Origin of the sequence: Nocardioides sp. NPDC101246 (genome assembly GCF_044767415.1) — a bacterium.
In the GTDB taxonomy this organism is placed as follows: domain Bacteria; phylum Actinomycetota; class Actinomycetes; order Propionibacteriales; family Nocardioidaceae; genus Nocardioides.
The window spans coordinates 367,706-387,575 of record NZ_JBIWNX010000001.1; the positions used below are offsets into that span (position 1 = coordinate 367,706).

The 19,870-nt window shown below is 71.4% G+C and carries 23 protein-coding genes; 15 read left to right on the top strand and 8 right to left on the bottom strand.

Annotation, left to right across the window (positions count from 1 at the left end; genetic code table 11):
* The first annotated feature begins 26 nt into the window (after nt 1-26).
* A complete protein-coding gene (locus ACIRON_RS01715; protein WP_402988117.1) occupies nt 27-458 on the top strand; it encodes a GNAT family N-acetyltransferase in 432 nt (143 codons plus the stop codon).
* Here the strand turns inward: ACIRON_RS01715 and ACIRON_RS01720 are convergent.
* The 3 genes from ACIRON_RS01720 to ACIRON_RS01730 are packed head-to-tail and all read right to left on the bottom strand — an operon-like array spanning nt 448 to nt 2,260.
* Nucleotides 448-1,500, bottom strand: coding sequence for an MBL fold metallo-hydrolase (locus ACIRON_RS01720; protein WP_402988120.1), 1,053 nt, complete (start codon nt 1,498-1,500; stop codon nt 448-450). The two genes, ACIRON_RS01715 and ACIRON_RS01720, sit on opposite strands and share 11 nt — an antisense overlap.
* The gene (locus tag ACIRON_RS01725) at nt 1,497-1,907 is read right to left on the bottom strand and encodes a hypothetical protein (RefSeq protein WP_402988122.1); all 411 of its coding nucleotides are present in this window, start codon (nt 1,905-1,907) and stop codon (nt 1,497-1,499) included. The genes ACIRON_RS01720 and ACIRON_RS01725 overlap by 4 nt, the downstream gene beginning before the upstream one ends.
* The gene (locus ACIRON_RS01730; RefSeq protein WP_402988124.1) at nt 1,904-2,260 is read right to left on the bottom strand and encodes a hypothetical protein; all 357 of its coding nucleotides are present in this window, start codon (nt 2,258-2,260) and stop codon (nt 1,904-1,906) included. The genes ACIRON_RS01725 and ACIRON_RS01730 overlap by 4 nt, the downstream gene beginning before the upstream one ends.
* 16 nt (nt 2,261-2,276) lie before the next feature.
* Between ACIRON_RS01730 and ACIRON_RS01735 the strand changes: the two genes are divergently transcribed.
* Both ACIRON_RS01735 and ACIRON_RS01740 read left to right on the top strand, forming a co-directional pair.
* Nucleotides 2,277-3,050 (top strand): putative protein N(5)-glutamine methyltransferase, encoded by a 774-nt coding sequence (locus tag ACIRON_RS01735; protein WP_402988127.1) that lies wholly within the window; start codon nt 2,277-2,279, stop codon nt 3,048-3,050.
* A gap of 191 nt (nt 3,051-3,241) precedes the next feature.
* The gene (locus ACIRON_RS01740; RefSeq protein ID WP_402988130.1) at nt 3,242-3,940 is read left to right on the top strand and encodes a TIGR02206 family membrane protein; all 699 of its coding nucleotides are present in this window, start codon (nt 3,242-3,244) and stop codon (nt 3,938-3,940) included.
* Here ACIRON_RS01740 and ACIRON_RS01745 read toward each other — a convergent pair.
* On the bottom strand, nt 3,904-5,004 hold the full coding sequence (locus ACIRON_RS01745; protein ID WP_402988133.1) for a PLP-dependent cysteine synthase family protein: 1,101 nt from the start codon (nt 5,002-5,004) through the stop codon (nt 3,904-3,906). The genes ACIRON_RS01740 and ACIRON_RS01745 overlap by 37 nt on opposite strands.
* Before the next feature lie 161 nt (nt 5,005-5,165).
* Between ACIRON_RS01745 and mqo the strand changes: the two genes are divergently transcribed.
* On the top strand, nt 5,166-6,629 hold the full coding sequence (mqo, locus tag ACIRON_RS01750) for a malate dehydrogenase (quinone) (protein ID WP_402988135.1): 1,464 nt from the start codon (nt 5,166-5,168) through the stop codon (nt 6,627-6,629).
* 93 nt (nt 6,630-6,722) lie between these two features.
* Here the strand turns inward: mqo and ACIRON_RS01755 are convergent, their stop codons facing one another.
* Entirely contained in the window at nt 6,723-8,087 is a 1,365-nt protein-coding gene (locus ACIRON_RS01755; RefSeq protein ID WP_402988137.1) for an FAD/NAD(P)-binding protein, read from the bottom strand.
* Nucleotides 8,088-8,196: 109 nt separating this feature from the next.
* On the opposite strand from ACIRON_RS01755, the gene ACIRON_RS01760 reads away from it, so the two are divergent.
* Genes ACIRON_RS01760 through ACIRON_RS01770 form a run of 3 tightly spaced genes read left to right on the top strand, consistent with a single transcriptional unit; the run spans nt 8,197 to nt 10,585 of the window.
* A complete protein-coding gene (locus tag ACIRON_RS01760; protein ID WP_402988140.1) occupies nt 8,197-8,769 on the top strand; it encodes an ArsR/SmtB family transcription factor in 573 nt (190 codons plus the stop codon).
* 13 nt (nt 8,770-8,782) lie between these two features.
* A complete protein-coding gene (locus ACIRON_RS01765) occupies nt 8,783-10,030 on the top strand; it encodes an MFS transporter (RefSeq protein WP_402988142.1) in 1,248 nt (415 codons plus the stop codon).
* A gap of 60 nt (nt 10,031-10,090) precedes the next feature.
* Nucleotides 10,091-10,585, top strand: a complete 495-nt coding sequence (locus ACIRON_RS01770; RefSeq protein WP_402988144.1) for a hypothetical protein — start codon at nt 10,091-10,093, stop codon at nt 10,583-10,585.
* Here ACIRON_RS01770 and ACIRON_RS01775 read toward each other — a convergent pair.
* A complete protein-coding gene (locus ACIRON_RS01775; protein ID WP_256328524.1) occupies nt 10,554-10,931 on the bottom strand; it encodes a hypothetical protein in 378 nt (125 codons plus the stop codon). The genes ACIRON_RS01770 and ACIRON_RS01775 overlap by 32 nt on opposite strands.
* 172 nt (nt 10,932-11,103) lie before the next feature.
* On the opposite strand from ACIRON_RS01775, the gene ACIRON_RS01780 reads away from it, so the two are divergent.
* Complete coding sequence (locus ACIRON_RS01780) at nt 11,104-12,090, top strand: restriction endonuclease (protein ID WP_402988146.1); 987 nt, start codon at nt 11,104-11,106, stop codon at nt 12,088-12,090.
* 18 nt (nt 12,091-12,108) lie between these two features.
* Here the strand turns inward: ACIRON_RS01780 and ACIRON_RS01785 are convergent, their stop codons facing one another.
* The gene (locus ACIRON_RS01785) at nt 12,109-12,822 is read right to left on the bottom strand and encodes an HNH endonuclease family protein (RefSeq protein ID WP_402988149.1); all 714 of its coding nucleotides are present in this window, start codon (nt 12,820-12,822) and stop codon (nt 12,109-12,111) included.
* Nucleotides 12,823-12,938: 116 nt separating this feature from the next.
* On the opposite strand from ACIRON_RS01785, the gene ACIRON_RS01790 reads away from it, so the two are divergent.
* Together ACIRON_RS01790 and ACIRON_RS01795 are read left to right on the top strand one after the other, a co-directional pair.
* Nucleotides 12,939-13,754 carry an S-methyl-5'-thioadenosine phosphorylase gene (locus tag ACIRON_RS01790; RefSeq protein ID WP_402988150.1) on the top strand — a complete coding sequence of 272 codons (816 nt, stop codon included), beginning with the start codon at nt 12,939-12,941 and terminating at the stop codon, nt 13,752-13,754.
* Entirely contained in the window at nt 13,751-14,797 is a 1,047-nt protein-coding gene (locus tag ACIRON_RS01795; RefSeq protein ID WP_402988153.1) for an NAD-dependent epimerase/dehydratase family protein, read from the top strand. The genes ACIRON_RS01790 and ACIRON_RS01795 overlap by 4 nt, the downstream gene beginning before the upstream one ends.
* 14 nt (nt 14,798-14,811) lie before the next feature.
* Here ACIRON_RS01795 and ACIRON_RS01800 read toward each other — a convergent pair whose 3' ends face one another.
* Complete coding sequence (locus ACIRON_RS01800; protein ID WP_402988155.1) at nt 14,812-16,143, bottom strand: hypothetical protein; 1,332 nt, start codon at nt 16,141-16,143, stop codon at nt 14,812-14,814.
* A gap of 112 nt (nt 16,144-16,255) precedes the next feature.
* Between ACIRON_RS01800 and ACIRON_RS01805 the strand changes: the two genes are divergently transcribed.
* From ACIRON_RS01805 to ACIRON_RS01825, 5 genes are read left to right on the top strand one after another with little or no spacing between them, the layout of a single operon-like run.
* A complete protein-coding gene (locus ACIRON_RS01805) occupies nt 16,256-16,948 on the top strand; it encodes a glycosyltransferase family 2 protein (protein WP_402988157.1) in 693 nt (230 codons plus the stop codon).
* Complete coding sequence (locus tag ACIRON_RS01810; protein WP_402988160.1) at nt 16,945-17,604, top strand: DUF2064 domain-containing protein; 660 nt, start codon at nt 16,945-16,947, stop codon at nt 17,602-17,604. The genes ACIRON_RS01805 and ACIRON_RS01810 overlap by 4 nt, the downstream gene beginning before the upstream one ends.
* Nucleotides 17,601-18,293 (top strand): methyltransferase domain-containing protein, encoded by a 693-nt coding sequence (locus ACIRON_RS01815; protein WP_402988163.1) that lies wholly within the window; start codon nt 17,601-17,603, stop codon nt 18,291-18,293. Before ACIRON_RS01810 ends, ACIRON_RS01815 begins: the two co-directional genes overlap by 4 nt.
* Nucleotides 18,290-19,435, top strand: a complete 1,146-nt coding sequence (locus tag ACIRON_RS01820; protein ID WP_402988166.1) for a molybdopterin-dependent oxidoreductase — start codon at nt 18,290-18,292, stop codon at nt 19,433-19,435. Before ACIRON_RS01815 ends, ACIRON_RS01820 begins: the two co-directional genes overlap by 4 nt.
* Nucleotides 19,432-19,866 (top strand): hypothetical protein, encoded by a 435-nt coding sequence (locus ACIRON_RS01825; protein ID WP_402988169.1) that lies wholly within the window; start codon nt 19,432-19,434, stop codon nt 19,864-19,866. Before ACIRON_RS01820 ends, ACIRON_RS01825 begins: the two co-directional genes overlap by 4 nt.
* Nucleotides 19,867-19,870: the final 4 nt, after the last annotated feature.

A 19,870-nucleotide genomic window follows, 5' to 3' on the forward strand; every position in this document is an offset into this window, starting at 1 on the left:
ACACTACTGCTTGCGAGAATTCAGCCATGACCGACGTCGCCATCTCGTCCTTCGACGACCTTCCCCCGAAGACCGCGTACGCCCTGTGGCAGCTCCGGCAGGAGGTCTTCATCGTCGAGCAGGACTGCCCCTACCTCGACCTGGACGGCCGCGACCTCGAGCCCGGGACCCGTCACGTGGTGCTGAGCGACGGCGACCGGCTGGCTGGCACCGCCCGCATCCTCGACGACGGCGACGTGTGGCGGATCGGCCGCGTCGTCCTCGCTCCCTCCCACCGCGGCCAGGGCCTGGCCGACGTGATCATGCAGGCGGCCGTCGAGGCCGTCACCGACCGCGACGTCGTCCTCGACGCTCAGTCGCCGCTGGCCGGCTGGTACGCCAAGTTCGGGTTCGTGAAGGACGGCGAGGAGTTCCTCGAGGACGACATCCCGCACACCCCGATGCGGCTCACTCGCTGACGGGGGCGAACAGCACGCTCGCCTCGGTCTCCTCACGGGTGGCCTGACCGCGCGCCGCCAACAGCTCGAGGTGGGCCTTGGTCTCCATGACCGCGAGGCCGGCGTTGAAGTAGTCGAGCTCGGCGAAGGCGCGCTCGTGGCGGGTCCAGCCGAGGTCGTTGGCCACCTCCAGCGCCGACCGGCGACCGGCCTGCAAGGAGGCGAGCGACTGGGCGAGCCGCGACTCGTGGTGAGCCAGGAGCTCGTCGACGCGGGCGTGCGAGGAGGAGGCGACTGGGCCGTGTGCAGGGAGAAGTCGCAGGTCGGGCAGGGTCCTGACCTTGGTCAGCGACGCCATGAAGTCGCCGAGCGGGTCGACGACCGGCACCGGCTCGAAGCCGATCGACGGCGTGATCGTGGGCAGCACGTGGTCGCCGGCGAACAGGACCGAGCCGGCCAGGTCCGCGTAGACGTAGTGGCCCTGGGTGTGCCCGGGGGTGTGCACGGCGTCGAGGTCGCGGCCGGCCACGTCGAGGCGTACGTCGCCCTCCAACCACTGCGAGGGCATCCGCCAGTGGGACAGGTCCGGCACGGGAGGCGGGCTCGCGGCCCACTCCGCGGCGAGCTCGTGCGCCCCCGCGTGGGCGAGGATCCGGTCGGTGGAGACCCAGCCGTCGAGATGACCGTTGGTGAGCTCGAGGGTGGGCCGGTCGCCGGCGCCGAGGAGGACGTCCGCGCCGTACTCCTGACCGAGCACCGAGGCGAGCGTGTAGTGGTCGCGGTGCACGTGGGTGACCAGGAACCTGCGGATGTCGCCGAAGCCGAAGCCGAGCTTCTTCAGCCCGGCCTCCAGGGCGGAGCGCCCCTCGGTGATCGCCCAGCCACCGTCGACCAGCGAGAGCCCGTCGTCGCCCTCGAGGACGTAGATGTTGACCGCCTTGAGCCCGTCCATGGGCAGCGGCAGCGGGATCCGATGTACGCCGTCGGCGACCGTCCACGCACCGGGAGCGGACCAGTGCTCCCCCGAGTCAGGTGAGATGGCGGTGGCTGTCGACTGACTCATCGTTCTCCTTCGGGTCGACCTCTCCAGAGCCAGAGCAGACCCAGGATCGGCAACAGTGCGGGAACGAATCCGTATCCGCTCCCGAACTTCGACCATACCGAGTCGTCCGGGAACCAGGACGGCACGGCCAAGGACAGGACACCGACGACGATCACGCCGGCCAGCTCGATCCACAGCATGACCTTCGCGAACCCCGCCGACCCGGCGGCCGCCCGGCGGATCGCGAACCAGCCGGCGACGTACGTCGCCGCGGCGACGACCGAGAGCGAGTAGGCGATCGGGGCCTCGTCGAAGTGGGTGAAGACCTGCACCAGCGACCTGGCTCCCGCGGCGAGCACGAAGATCGCATAGACGGTCAGCAGCACCAGATGCGGACCGGAACGGGTCTTGGCGGAGGTCTCGGTCACCGGACCATCATGACGCGTACGGCCACGACACCCGTCGCCAGGGCCGCTGCCGCGATCACACCCGAGGACCAGGTCGAGCGGTCCGCGCGCATCGTCTGCAGCGCCAGCGGCATCAGGCACACCAGCGCCCCCAGGTAGCCCAGGAAGGTCGACAGCGACTCGGGCTTGCGTCCGCCCGACCAGGCCGCCAGTGCTCCGATCGCGAGCACGACCGCCAGGATCTCCAGCATCCACGACACCTGGTCCAGCCACTTCGGCCGCGGCGCCTTCAGCACCACGCCGAGCACGGCCGCGATCGTCACGAAGGCGGCATATCCGGCCACGATAAATCCGATCAGGGTCACGGCGTCCACGTGCCAATCTTCTCCAATGACCTCCACATCTCCCGATCCGGGGCTCGTCGCCCGGCTCCGCGCCGCCGGCTGTGTCTTCGCCGAGGACGAGGCGGCGCTGCTCGAGTCCGCCCCGGTCACCGCCCGCGAGCGGGAGGAGATGGTCGTACGCCGCGTCGCCGGCGAGCCGCTGGAGCTCATCCTGGGCTGGGCCGAGTTCTGCGGGCTCCGGATCCGGGTCGCGCCGGGAGTGTTCGTACCCCGGCAGCGCTCCGCGCTGATGGTCGAGCTCGCCTGCAGAACGGCTGGGCGCGGCGCGGCCCGGAAGGTGCTCGACCTCGGCTGCGGGACCGGTGCCTTGGGCGCCGCCGTCGCAGCACGTGTCCCGGACGCGGAGGTCTGGGCCACCGACATCGACCCGGCCGCGGTCGAGTGCGCACGACAGAATCTGCCGCCGAGCCGGGTGCTCCTCGGCGACCTGTACGACCCGCTGCCCCACGACCTCCAGCTCGACGTGATCGTGGCCAACGCTCCCTACGTGCCGAGCGACCAGATCCGGAACATGCCTCCCGAGGCGCGCGACCACGAGCACCACGTGGCTCTCGACGGCGGCCCGGACGGGCTCGAGGTGCAGCGTCGCGTGATCGAGCAGGCGCCGAAGCATCTGGCCCCTGGGGGCGTACTCGTGATCGAGGCCGGCCAGGAGCAGGCGCCCGTCACCGCGAGCCTGATGCGGGAGCAGGGGCTCCTCACGGAGATCCATCACGACGAGGACCTCTATGCGACCGCGGTGACCGGAACGGCTCCCTGAACACACCCCACAAGGCGAGGCGTCCCTCTGATTGCACACCACCCCCGCGGTGTGCATTCAGAGGGACCGCCACCTTGAAGTTCGTCCGCCCCCCACCGGCGGACGAACTTCTCGCCGATGAAACGGGCCACCCGCCCACCCATGACGCGGGTTGGGAAGAATTTTTTCGAGAATCCCGTCAGACTTCCGATATGCAGGCTTTCGGTCTGACCCATCTGGTGCCGTTGTCCCTGCTCACAGCGGGGATCGTGGCCGTGGTCTGGCTGGGCAGGCGGCAGCGGACCGACGCGAAGCCGTCGAGATTCTCCCGAGGATTCGCGCTCGCGCTTCCGCTCACGGTGATCCCGCTGCTGGCTCACGAGTGGGTCACCGACTTCGACCTCTTCATCGACCTGCCGGTCCAGCTGTGCGATCTGGCGTGGATCGCGGCGGCGATCGCGCTGTGGACCCACCATCCCTACCCGACCGCGCTGACCTGCTTCTGGGGCCTCACGCTGACCACGCAGGGCGTGTTCACCCCGGACGTGATGGACTTCCCCGACGTCAGCTACATCACCTTCTGGGTGATGCACCTGATGGTCGTGCTGGCCGCCGTCTACCTGGTCTTCGGGCTCAAGCTGCTACCCGGCTGGCGTGGCTACGGCTGGACGGTCGCGACCACCGCGGCGTGGGCCGTCGTGGCGTACGTCCTCAACCTCGTCCTCGACGCGAACTACGGCTACCTACGGCGCAAGCCGGAGTTCGCCTCGATGCTCGACCTGCTCGGTCCGTGGCCGTTCTACATCCTCAGCGAGATCGCGCTGATCGCCGCTGTCTGGGCCGTGATGACGCTGGGACTGCGGATCTGGGCGCGTCAGGACGGGTCGACGAGGACGCCGGTGCGCTCGTAGTCGGCGAGAGCCGAGGCGTACGGGGCCAGGTCGATGCCCTTCTCGCTCACCCAGCCGTCGTCGTAATAGGACGAGCGGTAGCGCTCCCCGGAGTCGCACAGCAGCGAGACGACGCTGCCCGCGGTGCCGGCCTCCCCCATCTCGCGTACGACACCCAGCGATGCCCACACGTTCGTGCCCGTCGAGGGGCCGACCGAGCGGCCCATCCGGGTCGAGAGCCAGCGCATCGTCGCGATCGACGCCGCGTCGGGGACCTGGACCATGTCGTCGACGACCCCGCCGACGAAGGACGGCTCGACCCGCGGCCGGCCGATCCCCTCGATGCGCGAGGGCATGCCGGTGGCGTAGTCGGAGGTGTCCGTCTCCCAGCCGCCGTAGAAGGCGGAGTTCTCCGGGTCGGCGACCAGCAGCCTGGTGGGGTGACGGCGGTAGTGGAGGTAGCGGCCGATCGTCGCCGAGGTGCCGCCCGTGCCGGCCGAGACGACGATCCAGGTTGGCACCGGGTGTCGCTCCTGCGACATCTGGTCGAAGATCGACTCGGCGATGTTGTTGTTGCCGCGCCAGTCGGTGGCCCGCTCGGCGTAGGTGAACTGGTCCATGTAGTGGCCGTCGCACTCGCGGGCGAGGCGCTCGGCCTCGGCGTACATGTCGGGGGCGCGATCCACGAAGTGGCAGCGGCCGCCGTGCCACTCGATCAGGCGCACCTTCTCCTCCGAGGTCGAGCGCGGCATCACCGCGACGAACGGCAGCCCGAGCAATCCGGCGAAGTAGGCCTCCGAGACGGCTGTGGATCCCGAAGAGGCCTCGACGACCGTCGAGCCCTCGTGGAGCCAGCCGTTGCAGACCGCGTAGAGGAACAGCGACCGGGCCAGACGGTGTTTCAGCGAGCCCGTGGGATGGACCGACTCGTCCTTCAGATAGAGATCGACACCGCCGCTCGCACCGTCGCGGACGGGGAGCGGAACGACGTGCAGGTGGGTGTCGGCCGAGCGCTGCGCGTCGGCCTCGACGCGGCGTACGGCTTCGTCGATCCAGGCACGATGGGAGTCAGAGAGGCGTGGCACCGGCCGAGCGTAACTCCACCCTGATCTGTCCCCGGCATGTGCGGTGGGCCACAATGGCGGACAGAAACAGATCGGGTCCGGGCAGTGAAGTTGCCCACAAGTTAGACCGATCTAAGGACCCCGATTAACCATTGCGGCCCCAAAAGCGAGACAAAAGACCTGTGGACGAACCTCTTGACGTAGTGCTGATCGGCGGCGGCATCATGAGCGCCACCCTGGGCGTGCTCCTCCAGGAGCTGGAGCCCAGCTGGTCCATCAAGATGATCGAGCGGCTCGACTCGCTCGCCGTCGAGTCCTCCGGCCCGTGGAACAACGCCGGCACCGGCCACTCCGCGCTGTGCGAGCTCAACTACAGCCCGCAGAAGGCCGACGGCTCGGTCGACATCTCCAAGGCCGTCAACGTCAACGAGCAGTTCCAGCTCTCCCGTCAGCTGTGGTCCTTCCTGGTCGAGAACGGCCGGATCCCGGACCCCGACAAGTTCATCCACACCGTTCCGCACATGTCCTTCGTGTGGGGTGCCGAGAACGTCGACTACCTTCGCAAGCGCTACGAGGCGCTGTCGGCCCACCCGCTCTTCGGCGGGATGGAGTTCAGCGAGGACCCCGAGGTCATCAAGGGCTGGGCGCCGCTGCTGCTGTCGGGTCGGTCCGCGAAGTCCCTCGCCGACGAGCCCGTCGCCGCGACCTGGACCAACGCCGGCACCGACGTCGACTTCGGCTCGCTCACCTCGATGCTGACCCGCACCCTGGTCGACAAGGGCGCCGACCTGGAGACCGGGTCCGAGGTCACCGACCTGCACCAGACGATGGACGGCTTCTGGCACATCTACGGCCGCAACGAGACCGGGAAGTACCACCTGCGTTCCCGCTTCGTCTTCGTCGGCGCCGGCGGCTACGCGCTGCCGCTGCTGCAGAAGGCCGCCATCCGGGAGATCCGCGGCTTCGGCGGCTTCCCCGTCTCCGGTGAGTTCCTGCGTACGTCCAAGCCGGAGCTCGTCGCCCAGCACCGCGCCAAGGCCTACGGCAAGGCCGCCGTCGGCGCTCCGCCGATGTCGGTGCCCCACCTCGACACCCGTTACGTCGAGGGCGAGACCCACCTGATGTTCGGTCCGTACGCCGGGTGGAGCCCGCGCTTCCTCAAGACCGGCTCGCTCAGCGACCTGTTCCTCTCGGTGCGGCCCCACAACCTGCTGCCGATGCTGCGGGCCGGGCTCACCAACATGGACCTCACCGTCTACCTGGTCAAGGAGCTGCTGCGCTCGCCGCGCAAGAAGTTCGACGACCTCCAGGACTTCTTCCCCGCCGCGGACCGCAAGGACTGGGAGCGGATCATCGCCGGCCAGCGGGTGCAGGTCATCCGCCCCGACGGCGTACTCCAGTTCGGCACCGAGGTCATCACCGCCGAGGACGGCACCATCGCGGGTCTCCTGGGCGCCTCCCCCGGCGCCTCGACCGCCCCGGCGATCATGGTCAACGTCCTGCGCCGCTGCTTCCCCGACCGTTGGGACGGCTGGCAGCCCCAGCTCAAGGCGATGATCCCGGCCACCGGTCCCGAGCTCAGCGCCGACCCCGAGCTCGCCGCCGAGACCTTCGCGCGCACGGACCGCCAGCTCCACCTCGGCTGACCACCCCCAGCCGAAGCGTCACTCCGGTCGGCCGAAGCGTCACTCCGGTCGGCCGAAGCGTCAGCAGCATGCCCACTCGGCCGACGTAAGTGACTACTCGGCGGTGAGGTGGGTGGCTACGGAGGCTGCTTGTCCTCGGATCTCCGGGATGGCGGTGGCCTCGTAGAGCGCGCCCTTGCAGGGCGGGCCGACGGTCAGAAGATTCGGTACGACGCTGCCGTCCGATCCGATGACGTGGCCGTCCTCGGTGACGTCGATGCCGAGGCGGAGGGGGTCGGGGGCGATCAGGCCGCGCTTCTGGAGCGCGAGCAGGAGCGGGTTGTCGGTGCGGGTGATGTCGGGTGACGGGCCGGTGCAGTTGATCACCGCGGTGACCTCGCGGTCGCCGTCGGCCAGCGTGATGACCGGCTGGGCGGCTCCGTTCCGGGCGCCGTCGACCCGGGAGCCGAGGACCCCGCCGCCGAGGATCTCCAGGCGTCCTTCGGCCCGGTAGGCGTCGAGGAGGGCGGCGATGCGCGGAGCCATGCGGTGGCGGCGTACCTCCCACTCGCGGGCGTAGACCTCGCGGAAGCGGCGGCGCTCCGGCTCGGGCAGGCGGCGCCAGATCGACTGGGTCGGGCCGCGGAGGCCGTCGATGACGGCTCGCCAGTCGACGCCGAGGCGGGCCGCGTGCTCGATCTGGTCGCGTACGAGCGAGGCGATGCCGTCGGCGGTCAGCGGGCCCTCGGGGACCGGGGTCACCCAGGAGGTGAACTGGTCGTCGACGTGGGGGTTGGGGACCAGGCCGTGGCGACTCACCATGATCACCCGGCGGTCCGGGGCGTCGTCGAGGAGCGTGACGGTCGTGTCGACGGCGGTCAGGCCGGTGCCGACGACGAGCGCGGTCGCATCCTCGGGCAGGGCGCTGATCCGGGCCACGTCCCAGGGGTCCGACAGGTTCCACGGCGCCTCGGGGAGTCCCGCCAGCGGCTGGGGCGGCGGGTTGCCGTAGGCGAGGACGACGGCGTCGGCGACATGTCCCTCGTCGTCGCTGGTCAGCACCCGGAAACCGGCACCGACCGGCTCGACGTCGATGACCGTCTCGCCGACGATCTCCAGCGTCCCCGGACCGCCCTCGGCAGCGCTCGCGAGCCGGTCGCGCAGGTAGCGCGCGTAGTCGCGCCGGGGCAGGAAGTCGATCGGGCCGAGCTCGATGCCGGCCTCGGCCGCCCAGTCGAGCAGGTCGTCACGGTCGTCGGGGAAACCCGACATGTTGTTGGCCCGGACGTTGAGGAGATGGCGGCCGTCGGTGGTCGAGTAGGCCACTCCGTAACCGGCCTCTCCGCGCGACTCGAACAACGTCACCGACGCGCCGCGGCGGAGCAAGTTGATCGCGGTCAGCGTGCCGCTGGCTCCTCCTCCGATGATCGCCACCGTCGGGGTGGAGGTCGGCGTGGGCGGCGCAGCGTGGGTCGTCACCCCGACAGGGTAACGGCGCTATCCAGGCTTTGTTCACCTGGTTACTCGATTTTCAGCCGAACCGCACAAATCTATTTGCAAAGATCTCTTTGCGGTCTACGGTTGACCCATGGCAGCTCGCGAGATCGTCCCCGGAGTCGACCAGCTCAAGGCCCTCACACACCCCGTGCGCGTACGCATGCTCGGGATCCTTCGCGTCGACGGACCGGCGACGGCGACCACGTTGGCCGCCCGGCTCGGCATCAACTCCGGCGCGACGTCCTACCACCTTCGGCAGCTCGCGCAGCACGGGTTCATCGAGGACGACGAGAGCCGCGGCAACGCCCGGGAGCGCTGGTGGAAGGCCGCGCACCAGGCGACCGTGACCGGCGACAGCGACGTGCCGGACACCCCCGAGGGCCGCGAGACTCTCGACGCCTACCTGCAGACGGTCGTCACCATCTACGCCCAGCGCCTCCAGGAGGCGATCGAGGAGCGCGCGCTCCTCCCTCAGGAGTGGCGCGAGACCTTCGGCCTCAACGACCGCGTCGTCCGGCTGACATCCGCCCAGGCATCGCGCGTCGAGGCGCAGGTCAACAAGCTCATCGACGACCTCGAGGAGGAGCCCGAGGGCGAAGCCGTGATGTTCCAGTTCCACGTCTTCCCGCTGCCGGGCCACCTCGGCACCGACGACGAGAGATGACTGGAGACAGGCCATGAAGCTCCCCCTCTACGGCTGGCTCGCCGCCGAGACCATCTCGCTGGTCGGCACCCGCATCTCGATGCTGGCGCTGCCCTGGTTCGTGCTCGAGACGACCGGCAGTCCCGCCAAGGCCGGCCTGATCGCGCTCTTCGAGATGACCCCGCTGGTGCTCAGCAAGATCTTCGGTGGCCCGGTCATCGACCGCATCGGTCCGCGCCGCGTCGCGATCGCCTGCGACCTCGGCTCGGCCATCGTGGTCGGCCTCATCCCCCTTCTGTACGCAGCAGGCCTCCTGCACTTCCCGATCCTGCTGCTTCTCGTTGCCATGGCCGGCGCGCTGCGCGGTCCCGGTGACTCCGCGAAGTCCTCGATGATCCCGCAGCTGGTCGAGGCGGCCGGCGTACCGACGGAGCAAGCCACCGGGCTCCACTCGTTCGTCGAGCGCACCGCCTCCATGCTCGGCGCCGCCGCGGCGGGCCTGCTGATCGGTCTGGTCGGCGCAACCGACGCGATCGTGATCGACGCCGCCTCATTCGCTCTCGGTGCTCTGGTGCTCGCCACGACGACCGCCGGGCTGACGCGAGCCCGAGGACCGGAACCCGCGGAGCACGCCGCACGGCCGACGTCGTACCGGGCGCAGCTCGCCGAGGGCTGGCACTTCCTCCGCCGCGACCGGGTCCTCCTCGGGATCGCGTTCATGGTCGCGCTGACCAACCTGATCGACCTGGCCTGGAGCAGCGTGCTGATGCCGGTCTGGGGCCAGCAGCACGCCGGCCCCGAGACGATCGGTCTGCTGTTCGCGACCTTCTCCGGATTCTCCGCGGTGGGATCGGCCGTGGCCGCGGCGCTCGGCGACCGGATGCGGCGCTACCCGACGTACCTGGTCTGCTTCCTCATCACCGGGATCCCCCGGTTCCTGGTCGTCGCCTTCGGGGCGCCGCTGTGGGTCGTGTTCGTGGTGTTCGCGATCGGCGGGACCAGCAGCGGGTTCATCAACCCGATCCTCGGGGCGATCCAGTTCGAGCGGATCCCGGCCCACGTGCTCGGCCGGGTGATGTCGCTGATCTCGGCCTTCGCCTGGGGGCTGATGCCGCTCGGCGGCCTCCTCGGCGGCGGCCTGGTCTCGGCGTTCGGCCTGACCACGGCCCTGGTGGTCTGCGGGATCGCGTACTTCGTGGTCACGATGTTCCCCGCGATCGACCCGACGTGGAAGCAGATCGAGCGTCAACCGGAAGAGGGACCCGTCCCCCTACGCACGTAGGGGGACGGATGGCTCCACAGGGGGATCCGCTCGCCGGTGCTCGTCCGTGACCCTTCCCCCATGACACCTCAGCGACCTCTTCCCCACACCATCAAGCTGGCGAGCATCGCCTGGGCGGGCGCAGTCGCCGCCGGCGTGATCGAGTCGGTGCTCGCCGTGACCCGGATCCTCGGCGAGGGCGCCATGGAACCCGGCGACTGGCTCGGCCTCGGCATCCGCGTGGCCGTCTACGCAGTCGCGGCCGCGCTCATCGCCGGCCTCGTGCGCGGCTCCCGGGCCGCACGGCTCGCACTGACCGGCCTCCTGAGCGTCGTGGGTCTTGCCTCACTCGTCGTCCCGGCGGCCCTCGAGATCGCAGGTGGCTCCTCGGTCACGGCCGCACTCGGCAGCGACGGCGGTCTCCTCGGAACCGTGTTCGTCGCGGTGCGCGTCATCCACGTGTTGCTGGTGATCGTGGCGACCGTCGCCATGTACACGCCGACGGCGAACGCGTACTTCCGGCGCCCCGCTTCCTCGAGCCGGGCTAGCAGGCTTCCCGCAGACGCGGGATCCTAGGGATCCCGCCGAGCCGCTTGTTGTAGCGGACCTGGTCGGAGTAGCCCTCCAGGAGCGTCCACAGTGCCTTGTGGGCCGGCCACGGGATGGCCTCGCCGGGGAACGCCCAGGTGGAGCCGAAGCCGATCCAGACCGGGACCCAGTCCTTGGCGCAGTCCCACTCGCCGCGCTTGGACATCAGCAGGCGGTTGCGGACCTGGAACGCGAGCCGCTGACCGTCCTTCACGATCGGCGCCGCGCACACCCGCCACAACGGCATGTCGAGCGACATCAGCTGGATCTCGATGTCGCCCAGAACGCGCGGGTCCACCAGGACCGTAGCGACGTTCTCATGCGGGCGCCTCATGAAGATCACGCTAGCGGCGAGCGCCGACAAACGTGACTGGATCCGCCAGGAGCGAACAGCCCGGCCGGATTCGCCACCCCGCCGGACAAGACGTACGCGGCGGGCCTATCATCCTCCCCAATCTCGATCGGGCAGGGAGGCCCGAGTGGAGGATCGAGGAAGGACCCCTACGTTGGCACCCCCGAGGCAGCCCAGAACGGGCGAAGACGCCGAGAAGTACGCCGCGGAGCATCTGCAATCCCTCGGCTGGCCCGACGCCGCCCCCTCGGGCAGCACCGCGGCCGCCGACGTCGACATCATCGGCGGACGCCCCGACAACGTCGTCGTCGCCCAGGTCGTGCTCACCCGCGCACCGACCGAGGCCCGCAGCGTATGTGCCGTACGCGGCGCGGGCTACGCCTACGACGCCCGGACGGTCGCGCTCTACAGCCGGGCCGGCTTCACGGTGGACGCGGTCGAGTGGGCCGACAAGGTCCGGGTCGCACTGTTCGAGTTCGCCGCCGACGGATCGATCCGCCCGCACGGGAAGCATGCGGCCGAGCTGGTCACGACGGCCACCGCACCTGCACCGACGCCGGCCCTCGGCCGGGCGCCCGAGCCGATGCCCGGCCGCCACCTCGACCCCACCCGCACCGGCAGCTTCAACTTCACCTCGAAGATCCCCGCGGTCAGGCCTCGCCGGAGGGCCGGCGACAAGCCCGCCCCGGAGGTCGCTGCGGACGTCGCTCCCGACCCGGCACCGAAGGCGGTCGAGAAGATCGCCAGCCCGTTGACCGGCCCGCTCCCGGCGTACACGACCATGAGCATCCCGAAGGCACCCACCGCGCCGTCGGACGCCCGGTGGGTGCCCGACGGACTCGGGCCGATCCTCGACGCGATCGCCCGGGCCTCGCAGCTGCCCGTGGTGCTCGTCCTCGGCTCGGACCAGCGGGCCGAGTGGGTACGCGAGACCTTCCAGGTCGCCACGATCACGGTCACCGACGAGAGCGTGCTGCCGATGCTGCTCTCGCTGGTGACGGGCCGGGAGTCGCAGTACGCGAGCGGCGACTCCTATCACAAGGTCGACGGCCTCAAGCCCCAGGGCGAACGGGCGCTGGAGTCGTGGCGGGCGTGGGCGGCCTACGACCGGGCGATGGCCAACTACCGCCGCGCCGTCTGAGTCTCATTCTCGGGACGCTCAGCAGTAGCCGAGCATCTCTCCGAGCGCCCGCCTCTCGCTGTCGTCGACGGCGAGCGACCAGCGCGTCTTGGTCTCGATCCAGCGCGCCGCGTACGCACACTGGAACCCCTTCCGCGGACGCCAGCCCGCCGGGTCGTCGTCGCTCTTGCCCATGTTGGTCGGGCCGTCGACGGCGAGCAGGTTGCCCAGGTCGTCCGCGAAGGCTCGGCGCCGGTCCGGGGACCAGCCGCTCGCGCCGGAGCGCCAGGCCTCCGCGAGCGGCACGACGTGGTCGATCTGGATCGCCCGGGCCTGCCCGGGCTCCTTCAGGTCGGTGAAGACCAGGCGTCTGCCGGTGTAGGGGTCGACCCATGTCCCGGCGAGCACGTCGTGGTCGCAGCTGCCCTGCGGCCGGGTCAGCACCTCGACGGCGTCGCGCAGGAGCACGTCGTCGCGCTGGTTGCACCCGTTGCCGTCGCTGTCCGCCCAGCCCCCGCCGAACGACGAGCGTACGTAGCCGGCCAGCCCGTCGGGCCGCCTCGCGACCGTCGCCAACGCGGCGAGAGCACCGCGTGCCTCGGGCACGTCGACCGGCCCCGGCGAAGGCTGCGGGATCGCCACCGGAGGGGTATGTCGTGTCGCCGGCGCCTCCTCGGGCAGCCACAAGGAGATCGCCCAGCCGGCGAGCGCCAGCAGGACGACCAGCGCGCCCAGCGACGTACGTCTTCCCACGCCGTCGCATTGTGCCCGCGACCACCGACAGCGATCCGCCTTCGGCAGGTATTACCGAACGGTGACGGATGCGTCGGCCTCTGTCGCCCAGGCACCAGCGCTGGCACAGTGAGGGCATGACTGGGCTGGACATGGGACAGGCAGGCCTCGCCGAGGTCGGGGTCATCGGCGGGACCGGGCTCTACGAGTTCTTGACCGATGCCGAGGAGGTGGCGGTCGAGACCCCTTACGGCGATCCTTCCGCGCCGGTGACGGTGGGCACCGTCGCGGGCCGGTCGGTGGCCTTCGTGCCCCGCCACGGCCGCTCGCACGAGTACCCGCCGCACGCCATCCCCTACCGCGCCAACCTCTGGGCGCTGAAGTCGCTCGGCGTGACCCAGGTGCTCTCCCCCAGCGCCGTCGGCGGTCTCCGGCCGGATGCCGTCGCCACCGGCGACCTGGTGTCCCCCGACCAGCTCGTCGACCGCACCTGGCGCCGGATCCCCAGCTACGTGGAGACCGGCGCGACCCACGTGCCTCTGGCCGACCCCTACTGCGCGCGGATCGCCAAGGCGTACGTGTCCGCCGACCCGTCCGTGAAGTCCGGTGGCACGCTCATCGTCATCGAGGGGCCGCGGTTCTCGACGCGCGCGGAGTCGGTCCACCATGCCGCCCAGGGCTGGACGCTGGTCGGGATGACCGGCGCCCCGGAGGCGGCGCTCGCCCGCGAGCTGCGGATGTGTTACGCGCCGTTGTGCCTGGTCACGGACATGGACGCGGGTGCGGCCGAGGGCGAGGGCGTCGACGAGGACGACGTCTACGCGCTCTTCGCCGCCAACCTGGAGCGGATGCGCACCATCCTGACCGACACGATCGGGGGCCTGCCCGACCCGCTCGGCTGTCCCTGCTCGACCTGGGCCGAGGGCAAGCAGCTCGCCTACGAGATCCCATGAGGGTCCTGCTCACCGGGTCCGCCGGCTTCATCGGCACCGCGATCGGCCGGGTCCTGGAGGATGCCGGGCACGAGGTCGTACGCGTCGACGTGCTGTTGCCGATGGCCCACGGCGAGACCGCCGCGGCGCCGCCCGGGACCAACCTCCTCGACGTCCGCGACGCCGGCGGCTGGGGCGACCTGCTGGACGGCATCGACGCGGTCTGCCACCAGGCCGCGGTCGTCGGCGCCGGGGTGACGGTGGCCGACCTCCCGCTGTACGCCGCGCACAACGACCTCGGCACCGCCGCGCTCCTGGCCGCGATGAGCGAGCACGGGGTCTCCCGGCTGGTGCTCGCATCCTCGATGGTCGTCTACGGCGAGGGCCGCTACGTCTGCGCGACCCACGGCGACCGGGTCCCGCCGCCGCGCTCGCGGTCCGCGCTCGACTCCGGCGACTTCGAGAACCACTGCGACCTCTGCGGCGGCGCACTGGCGTGGGCGGCGGTGGCCGAGTCCGCCCGGCTCGACCCGCGCAGCTCGTACGCCGCCAGCAAGGTCGCCCAGGAGCATTACGCCTCCGCCTGGGCACGCCAGGCCGACGCGACGGCGATCGCACTGCGCTACCACAACGTCTACGGGCCACACATGCCCGCGGACACGCCCTACTCCGGGGTCGCCGCCATCTTCCGTTCCTCGCTGGAGCGGGGCGAGGCGCCTCAGGTCTTCGAGGACGGCGGCCAGCAGCGCGACTTCGTCCACGTCGACGACGTGGCGCGCGCCAACCTGGCGGCGCTCGAGGCGACCTCCGAGCGGTCACCCGGCGAGCTGGCGGCCTACAACGTCGCGTCCGGGCACCCGGTCACGATCAGCGAGGTGGCGGCGCTGGTCGCGCGCGGAACAGGTTCGGACGTGACGCCGGTGGTCACCGGGCGCTACCGGATCGGCGACGTACGCCATGTCGTCGCCTCCCCGCAGCTGGCGGAGAAGGAGCTCGGCTTCCGCGCCGAGGTGCTCCCCGAAATCGGTCTCCCCGCCTTCGCCACCGCTCCCCTGCGGTCGTAGCCGATCCCCCGCTGTCACCAGCTCGTGTAGAGGAGGTGCTGGACGAGCAGGGCGGTACCGAGCTGGAGGGCCAGGCCAGGGCGGCGCCAGCGCTCGGGCAGGAGGGCGCAGCCGAGGGTGAGCCAGGCTATGAACGGCAGCCAGATCCGCTCGACCTCCGCCCGGCTCATCTGGGAGACGTCCGCGAGGGCGACCATGATCACCGCGGCCGCGACCAGGACGACGACCACCCTGTCGGCTCGGTGACGGCGGGCCGCCCAGGTGGCACCGAGCCCGGCGCCGACGAGCGGGCCTGCGCTGATCGCGAGCGCAGCCAGGTTTCCCCAGGTCCAGTAGGCTCCGGGACGCTGGTGCGCCAGCCCGTCCCAGTAGCGCTCGACCAGCACCGGATACGCGTCCCACCAGGCAAAACCGCCAGCCGCGAAGGTGAGCACGACCGCGAGCGCCGAGGTCACCGCGACCGGCAGCACCCACCAGCCTCTCCCGAGCCAGAGCACGGCCAGCGCGAGCACGCCGGTGAGCGGGAGGCCGTACGACATCATCACGACGTAGCCGAGGAGCAGGCCGGCGAGAACCGCCCACGGCCAGTGCCCGCCGGCCCCGACCCGGCAGGCGAGGGCCAGGCAGCACATTCCCCAGGCGACCGCGACCGCCATCACCGCATCGGCCGAGACCGCCAGGAACACCGCGCTCGGGGACAGCACCAGGTAGGGCGCCGCCGCCCGGGCGGCATCCTCGGCACCGAGGGCACGGACCGTCGTCATGACCGCCAACGGCAGGGTCGCGGCGATCATCGTGACGACCAGGCCGGCGGCCAGATCCCCGCCGAGCCCGACCTTCACGAGGAGCACGAAGAAGAGCACCATCCCGGGCGGGTGCCCGGCGATGTGGACCGGCCAGTTCCCCGTCGGGGCGTCGTAGGGGATCCGCGAGACGTACTCCCGCAGCAACCCCGGGACGTCGTCGACCGACCTGGCCGTCTCGAGGTACTCGGTCGGGTTCCCCAGCACCCGTGAGATGCCCTCGGGGCCATCCACCAGCGCCAGCGCCAGCAGCCACACCAGCCCGGCGGCGTACGCGACCAGGAGCAGGCGTCGCCACGGCAGCAGCCTCGCCATCGGGTCTGCCCAGCGCAGCGCAGCGAGCGCGAGCAGGACCGCCGGCAGCGTGCCGATACCCACCTTGACCTGCGGGTATCCGTGGAGCGGGGCGAACGTGCCGTCGTCGAGGTGCACCCGTGGCCACACCTGCCAGTCGAAGAGGGGCGGCACGACGACGGCCGTCACGACGAGGGCGACCGTGACGACGAGCCCCACCGTGGTGGCGCGGTGAGCTGAGGAGTTCACGACTGCGAGCGTAGGTCCGCGACGGCTCGATGACCGCCGGCGCACGGGCCCGTCATCGGACCGTAAGATCTGCGGGCCCCATCGGCGGCGGTGCGTTCCTAGAGTCGATCGCATGCCCGAAACCAGCCCCGACACAGACCCAGAGACCGACCTGGAGATCGACCTGGTGCTGCCCTGCCGCGACGAGGCAGCGGCCCTGCGCGAGCTGCTGCCGCGCGTACCGGCAGGACTCTCCGTGATCGTCGTCGACAACGGCTCGACGGACGGCACAGCCGACGTCGCCCGCGCGCAGGGGGCGCGGGTGGTGTCGGAGTCGCGGCCGGGGTACGGGGCGGCGGTGCACGCCGGCCTGCTGGCCGCGACCGCGCCCTACGTCGTGGTGATGGACGGCGACGGCTCCTTCGATCCCGCCGCCGCGCTGCCCCTGGTCGAGACGATCAGGCGCGACGAGGCCGACCTGGCGCTGGGCCGCCGCAGGCCGGTGGCCCGGGGCGCCCAGCCGTGGCACGCCCTGGTCGGCAACCGACTGGTCCTGACCGCGCTGCGGCGGCGCACCGGCCTGCGGGTACGTGACATCGCCCCGCTGCGCGCGGCCCGCCGGGAGGCGCTGCTCGGGCTCGGCGTGGAGCACCGGCGCTCGGGCTATCCGGTCGAGCTCCTCGATCGCGCGGCCCGGGCCGGCTGGCGGGTCCACGAGATCGACGTCGACTACCACCCTCGGACCGCCGGGACCCGCTCGAAGGTCTCCGGCTCCGTGCGCGGCAGCCTGCTTGCGGCGTACGACTTCTGGCGGGTGCTCTCGTGACGACGCCGACCCTCCTCCTCGTCGCCAAGGCACCCGTGCCCGGCCTGGTGAAGACCCGGCTCGCGGCCGGTGTCGGGGAGACAGTCGCCACCGCCGTCGCGGCGGCCGCGCTGCTGGACACGATCGAGGCGTGCACGCTGGCGGTGGGACCGGACCGGTGCCGGCTCGCCCTCTCCGGCGACCTCGCCGAGGGGGTCCGGGCGGACGAGATCCGGACCGCTCTCGCCGGGTGGACCCTCGCCCCGCAACGCGGAGACGGACTCGGCGAGCGACTCGCCCACGCGCACTCCGAGGTCACCGGACCGGTGGTGCAGATCGGCATGGACACCCCGCAGGTGACCCCGGACGGACTGCTGGCCGTGGCCGACGGGCTGGGGGCGGCCGATGCCGTGCTCGCTCCGGCCGAGGACGGCGGCTGGTGGGCCCTGGCGCTCCGCGACCCGTCGGCCGCCAACGCGCTGCGCGACGTCCCCATGTCCACCTCCCGGACGTACGCAGCCACCCGCTCCGCCCTCGAAGCACTCGGCCTGCGGGTCACCGCCGGCGAGCGGCTGCGCGACGTCGACCACCTCGCCGACGTCGCGCCCGTCGCCGCGGCCGCCCCGAGCACCCGGTTCGCCATGACCGCGGCCGAGATCGCGCGGGTCGCCCGATGACCGCGGTGGCGGCCGAGACGGCGTTCGCGCATGCCTTCGCCCGCGAGGAGTGCCGGGTGGTGAGCGTCGACGGCAGATCCTCGCGACTCCCGGTCGAGGACTGGACCCGCACCGCCGACGCCGCGGACCTCGCCCTGCTCTCGCACTGCGCCGGACCGACGGTCGACCTCGGCTGCGGCCCGGGCCGGATGACCGAAGCGCTCACCGCTCGGGGCCTGCCGTCGCTCGGCGTCGACGTCGTCGCGGAAGCCGTTGCCCAGACCGAGGCCCGCGGCGGTCGCGCGGTCCGTCGCGATCTCTTCGAACCCCTGCCCGGCGAGGGCTGGTGGGCGACCGCTCTCCTCGCCGACGGCAACCTCGGGATCGGCGGGGACCCGCTCGCCCTCCTCGCCCGCGTACGCCGGCTGCTGGTGCCGGGTGGCCGGGTGGTCGCCGAGGTGCATCCGCCCGGGACACCGAGCGGCCCGCTGCTCGCGGAGCTCGTCTGCGACTGCGGCGGCTCCTCGCAGTTCCCGTGGGCGGTCGTCGGCGCCGACGCGATCGGATCGATCGCCACCGAGGTCGGACTCGCGGTGAGACGGCTCGAGCCGCTCCCGCATCCGCGGACACTGCCCCGCCCGTCAGCCCCGACCCCGCTCACCCCCGCCGGTGACCGCTGGGTCGCCGTACTCGTGGAGGACGCCGCATGAGAATCCCCTCGGAGGACTCGTTCACCTCACGCCTGCGCAGTGCCGCGGTCGCCGCACGGGTCGGGCTGTGGCTCGGGATCTGCTTCCTGGTCGCGCTCGCGACCGGGCTGATCAGCCACTACGCCCAGGTCGACCACCAACCGGTGCCGCTCCCGGCCAGCCCGTCGTGGTTCTACCGGGTCACCCAGGGCCTGCACGTCGCCGCCGGCACCGCGGCGATCCCGCTGCTGCTGATCAAGCTGTGGGTCGTCTTCCCCAAGCTCTTCCAGCCGCTGCCGCGGCAGGTCCGCGAGGCGCTGCCGACCGCGCTGGAGCGCGGCTCGATCGCCGTCCTGGTCAGTACGTCGATCGTCCAGCTCGCCACCGGTCTCCTCAACGTCGCCCAGTGGTATCCGTGGGGCTTCAGCTTCCGCAGCACCCACTACGCGCTCGCGTTCGTCGCCGTCGGAGCGCTGATCGTCCACATCGCCGTGAAGCTGCCGGTCGTCCGTGACGCCCTGAAGGGCGATGTCGACGACACCTCCCACGACCGGCCCAACGCGGTCCGCCCGGGCCCGGTCAGCAGGCGAGGCGTACTGGCCCTGGCCGGCACCTCCGCGGTGGCCGCCGCCGTGCTCTTCGCCGCCGGCACCATTCCCGGTGTCGGCCGTCTCGCCGCCCTCTCGCCGCGCTCGCGAGCGCACGGCATCCCGATCAACCGCACCGCGCACTCGGCCGGAGTGGTCGCCGAGGCGAGCAGCGCCGACTACCGGCTCGAGGTCGTCCACGGCGCCACGACGCGGTCACTGACGCGGGACGACCTGGTCGCCATGAAGCAGCGGACCCACACCCTCCCGATCGCCTGCGTCGAGGGCTGGAGCGTCGCCGGCGAGTGGGGTGGCGTACGCCTCCGCGACCTGCTCGACCTCGTCGGCGCCCCACGTGGACGCGAGGTGCGGGTCCGGTCGATCCAGACGTTCAGCGCCTCGGCCGACACGGTGCTTCCGCCGAACTTCGCCGACGACGACCGGACCCTGATGGCCCTCGTGCTCGACGGCGAGACACTCTCGATGGACCACGGCTACCCGGTCCGGCTGATCGCGCCCGACCGTCCCGGGGTCATGCAGACGAAATGGGTCTCCCGGATCGAGGTGCTCGGATGAGAGCGACGCGCGGAGGGCTCATCCTCCTCGGCACGGTCGGGATGGCGTACGGAGCCTGGCTGCTGGTGAGCCGGCAGGACCTCGGCCAGATCGTCGAGGTCGTGCTCTGGCTCGCGGCGGCCGTCGTGATCCACGACGGGATCCTGGCGCCGATGGTGCTCGGGCTCGGGTGGGTCGGTGGCCGGCTGCTGCCACGGGCGGTCGCCCGCGGCGCGGTGACGGTGCTCGTCCTGCTCGGTCCGGCGACTCTGATCGCAATCCCGGTCCTCGGCCGGTTCGGCGCGAAACCGGACAACCCGACGCTGCTCGACCGCGACTACACCCAGGGGCTGCTGGTCTTCGCGGCCCTGTGCGTGTGCGCCGGTGTCGCCGTCGGACTCGGCGAACTACGCTCACGACAGCCCACCCGGGCGAAGGTCGAGGAGGAGTAGGGAC

Coding starts and splice junctions, on each gene's coding strand:
- ACIRON_RS01765 (WP_402988142.1), top strand. CDS start 8,783: ATGAAGCTCCCCCTCTACGGCTGGCTCGCCGCCGAGACCATCTCGCTG.
- ACIRON_RS01740 (WP_402988130.1), top strand. CDS start 3,242: ATGCAGGCTTTCGGTCTGACCCATCTGGTGCCGTTGTCCCTGCTCACA.
- ACIRON_RS01760 (WP_402988140.1), top strand. CDS start 8,197: ATGGCAGCTCGCGAGATCGTCCCCGGAGTCGACCAGCTCAAGGCCCTC.
- ACIRON_RS01820 (WP_402988166.1), top strand. CDS start 18,290: ATGAGAATCCCCTCGGAGGACTCGTTCACCTCACGCCTGCGCAGTGCC.
- ACIRON_RS01795 (WP_402988153.1), top strand. CDS start 13,751: ATGAGGGTCCTGCTCACCGGGTCCGCCGGCTTCATCGGCACCGCGATC.
- ACIRON_RS01770 (WP_402988144.1), top strand. CDS start 10,091: ATGACACCTCAGCGACCTCTTCCCCACACCATCAAGCTGGCGAGCATC.
- ACIRON_RS01815 (WP_402988163.1), top strand. CDS start 17,601: ATGACCGCGGTGGCGGCCGAGACGGCGTTCGCGCATGCCTTCGCCCGC.
- ACIRON_RS01825 (WP_402988169.1), top strand. CDS start 19,432: ATGAGAGCGACGCGCGGAGGGCTCATCCTCCTCGGCACGGTCGGGATG.
- ACIRON_RS01715 (WP_402988117.1), top strand. CDS start 27: ATGACCGACGTCGCCATCTCGTCCTTCGACGACCTTCCCCCGAAGACC.
- ACIRON_RS01735 (WP_402988127.1), top strand. CDS start 2,277: ATGACCTCCACATCTCCCGATCCGGGGCTCGTCGCCCGGCTCCGCGCC.
- ACIRON_RS01790 (WP_402988150.1), top strand. CDS start 12,939: ATGACTGGGCTGGACATGGGACAGGCAGGCCTCGCCGAGGTCGGGGTC.
- ACIRON_RS01805 (WP_402988157.1), top strand. CDS start 16,256: ATGCCCGAAACCAGCCCCGACACAGACCCAGAGACCGACCTGGAGATC.
- ACIRON_RS01720 (WP_402988120.1), bottom strand. CDS start 1,500: ATGAGTCAGTCGACAGCCACCGCCATCTCACCTGACTCGGGGGAGCAC.
- ACIRON_RS01775 (WP_256328524.1), bottom strand. CDS start 10,931: ATGAGGCGCCCGCATGAGAACGTCGCTACGGTCCTGGTGGACCCGCGC.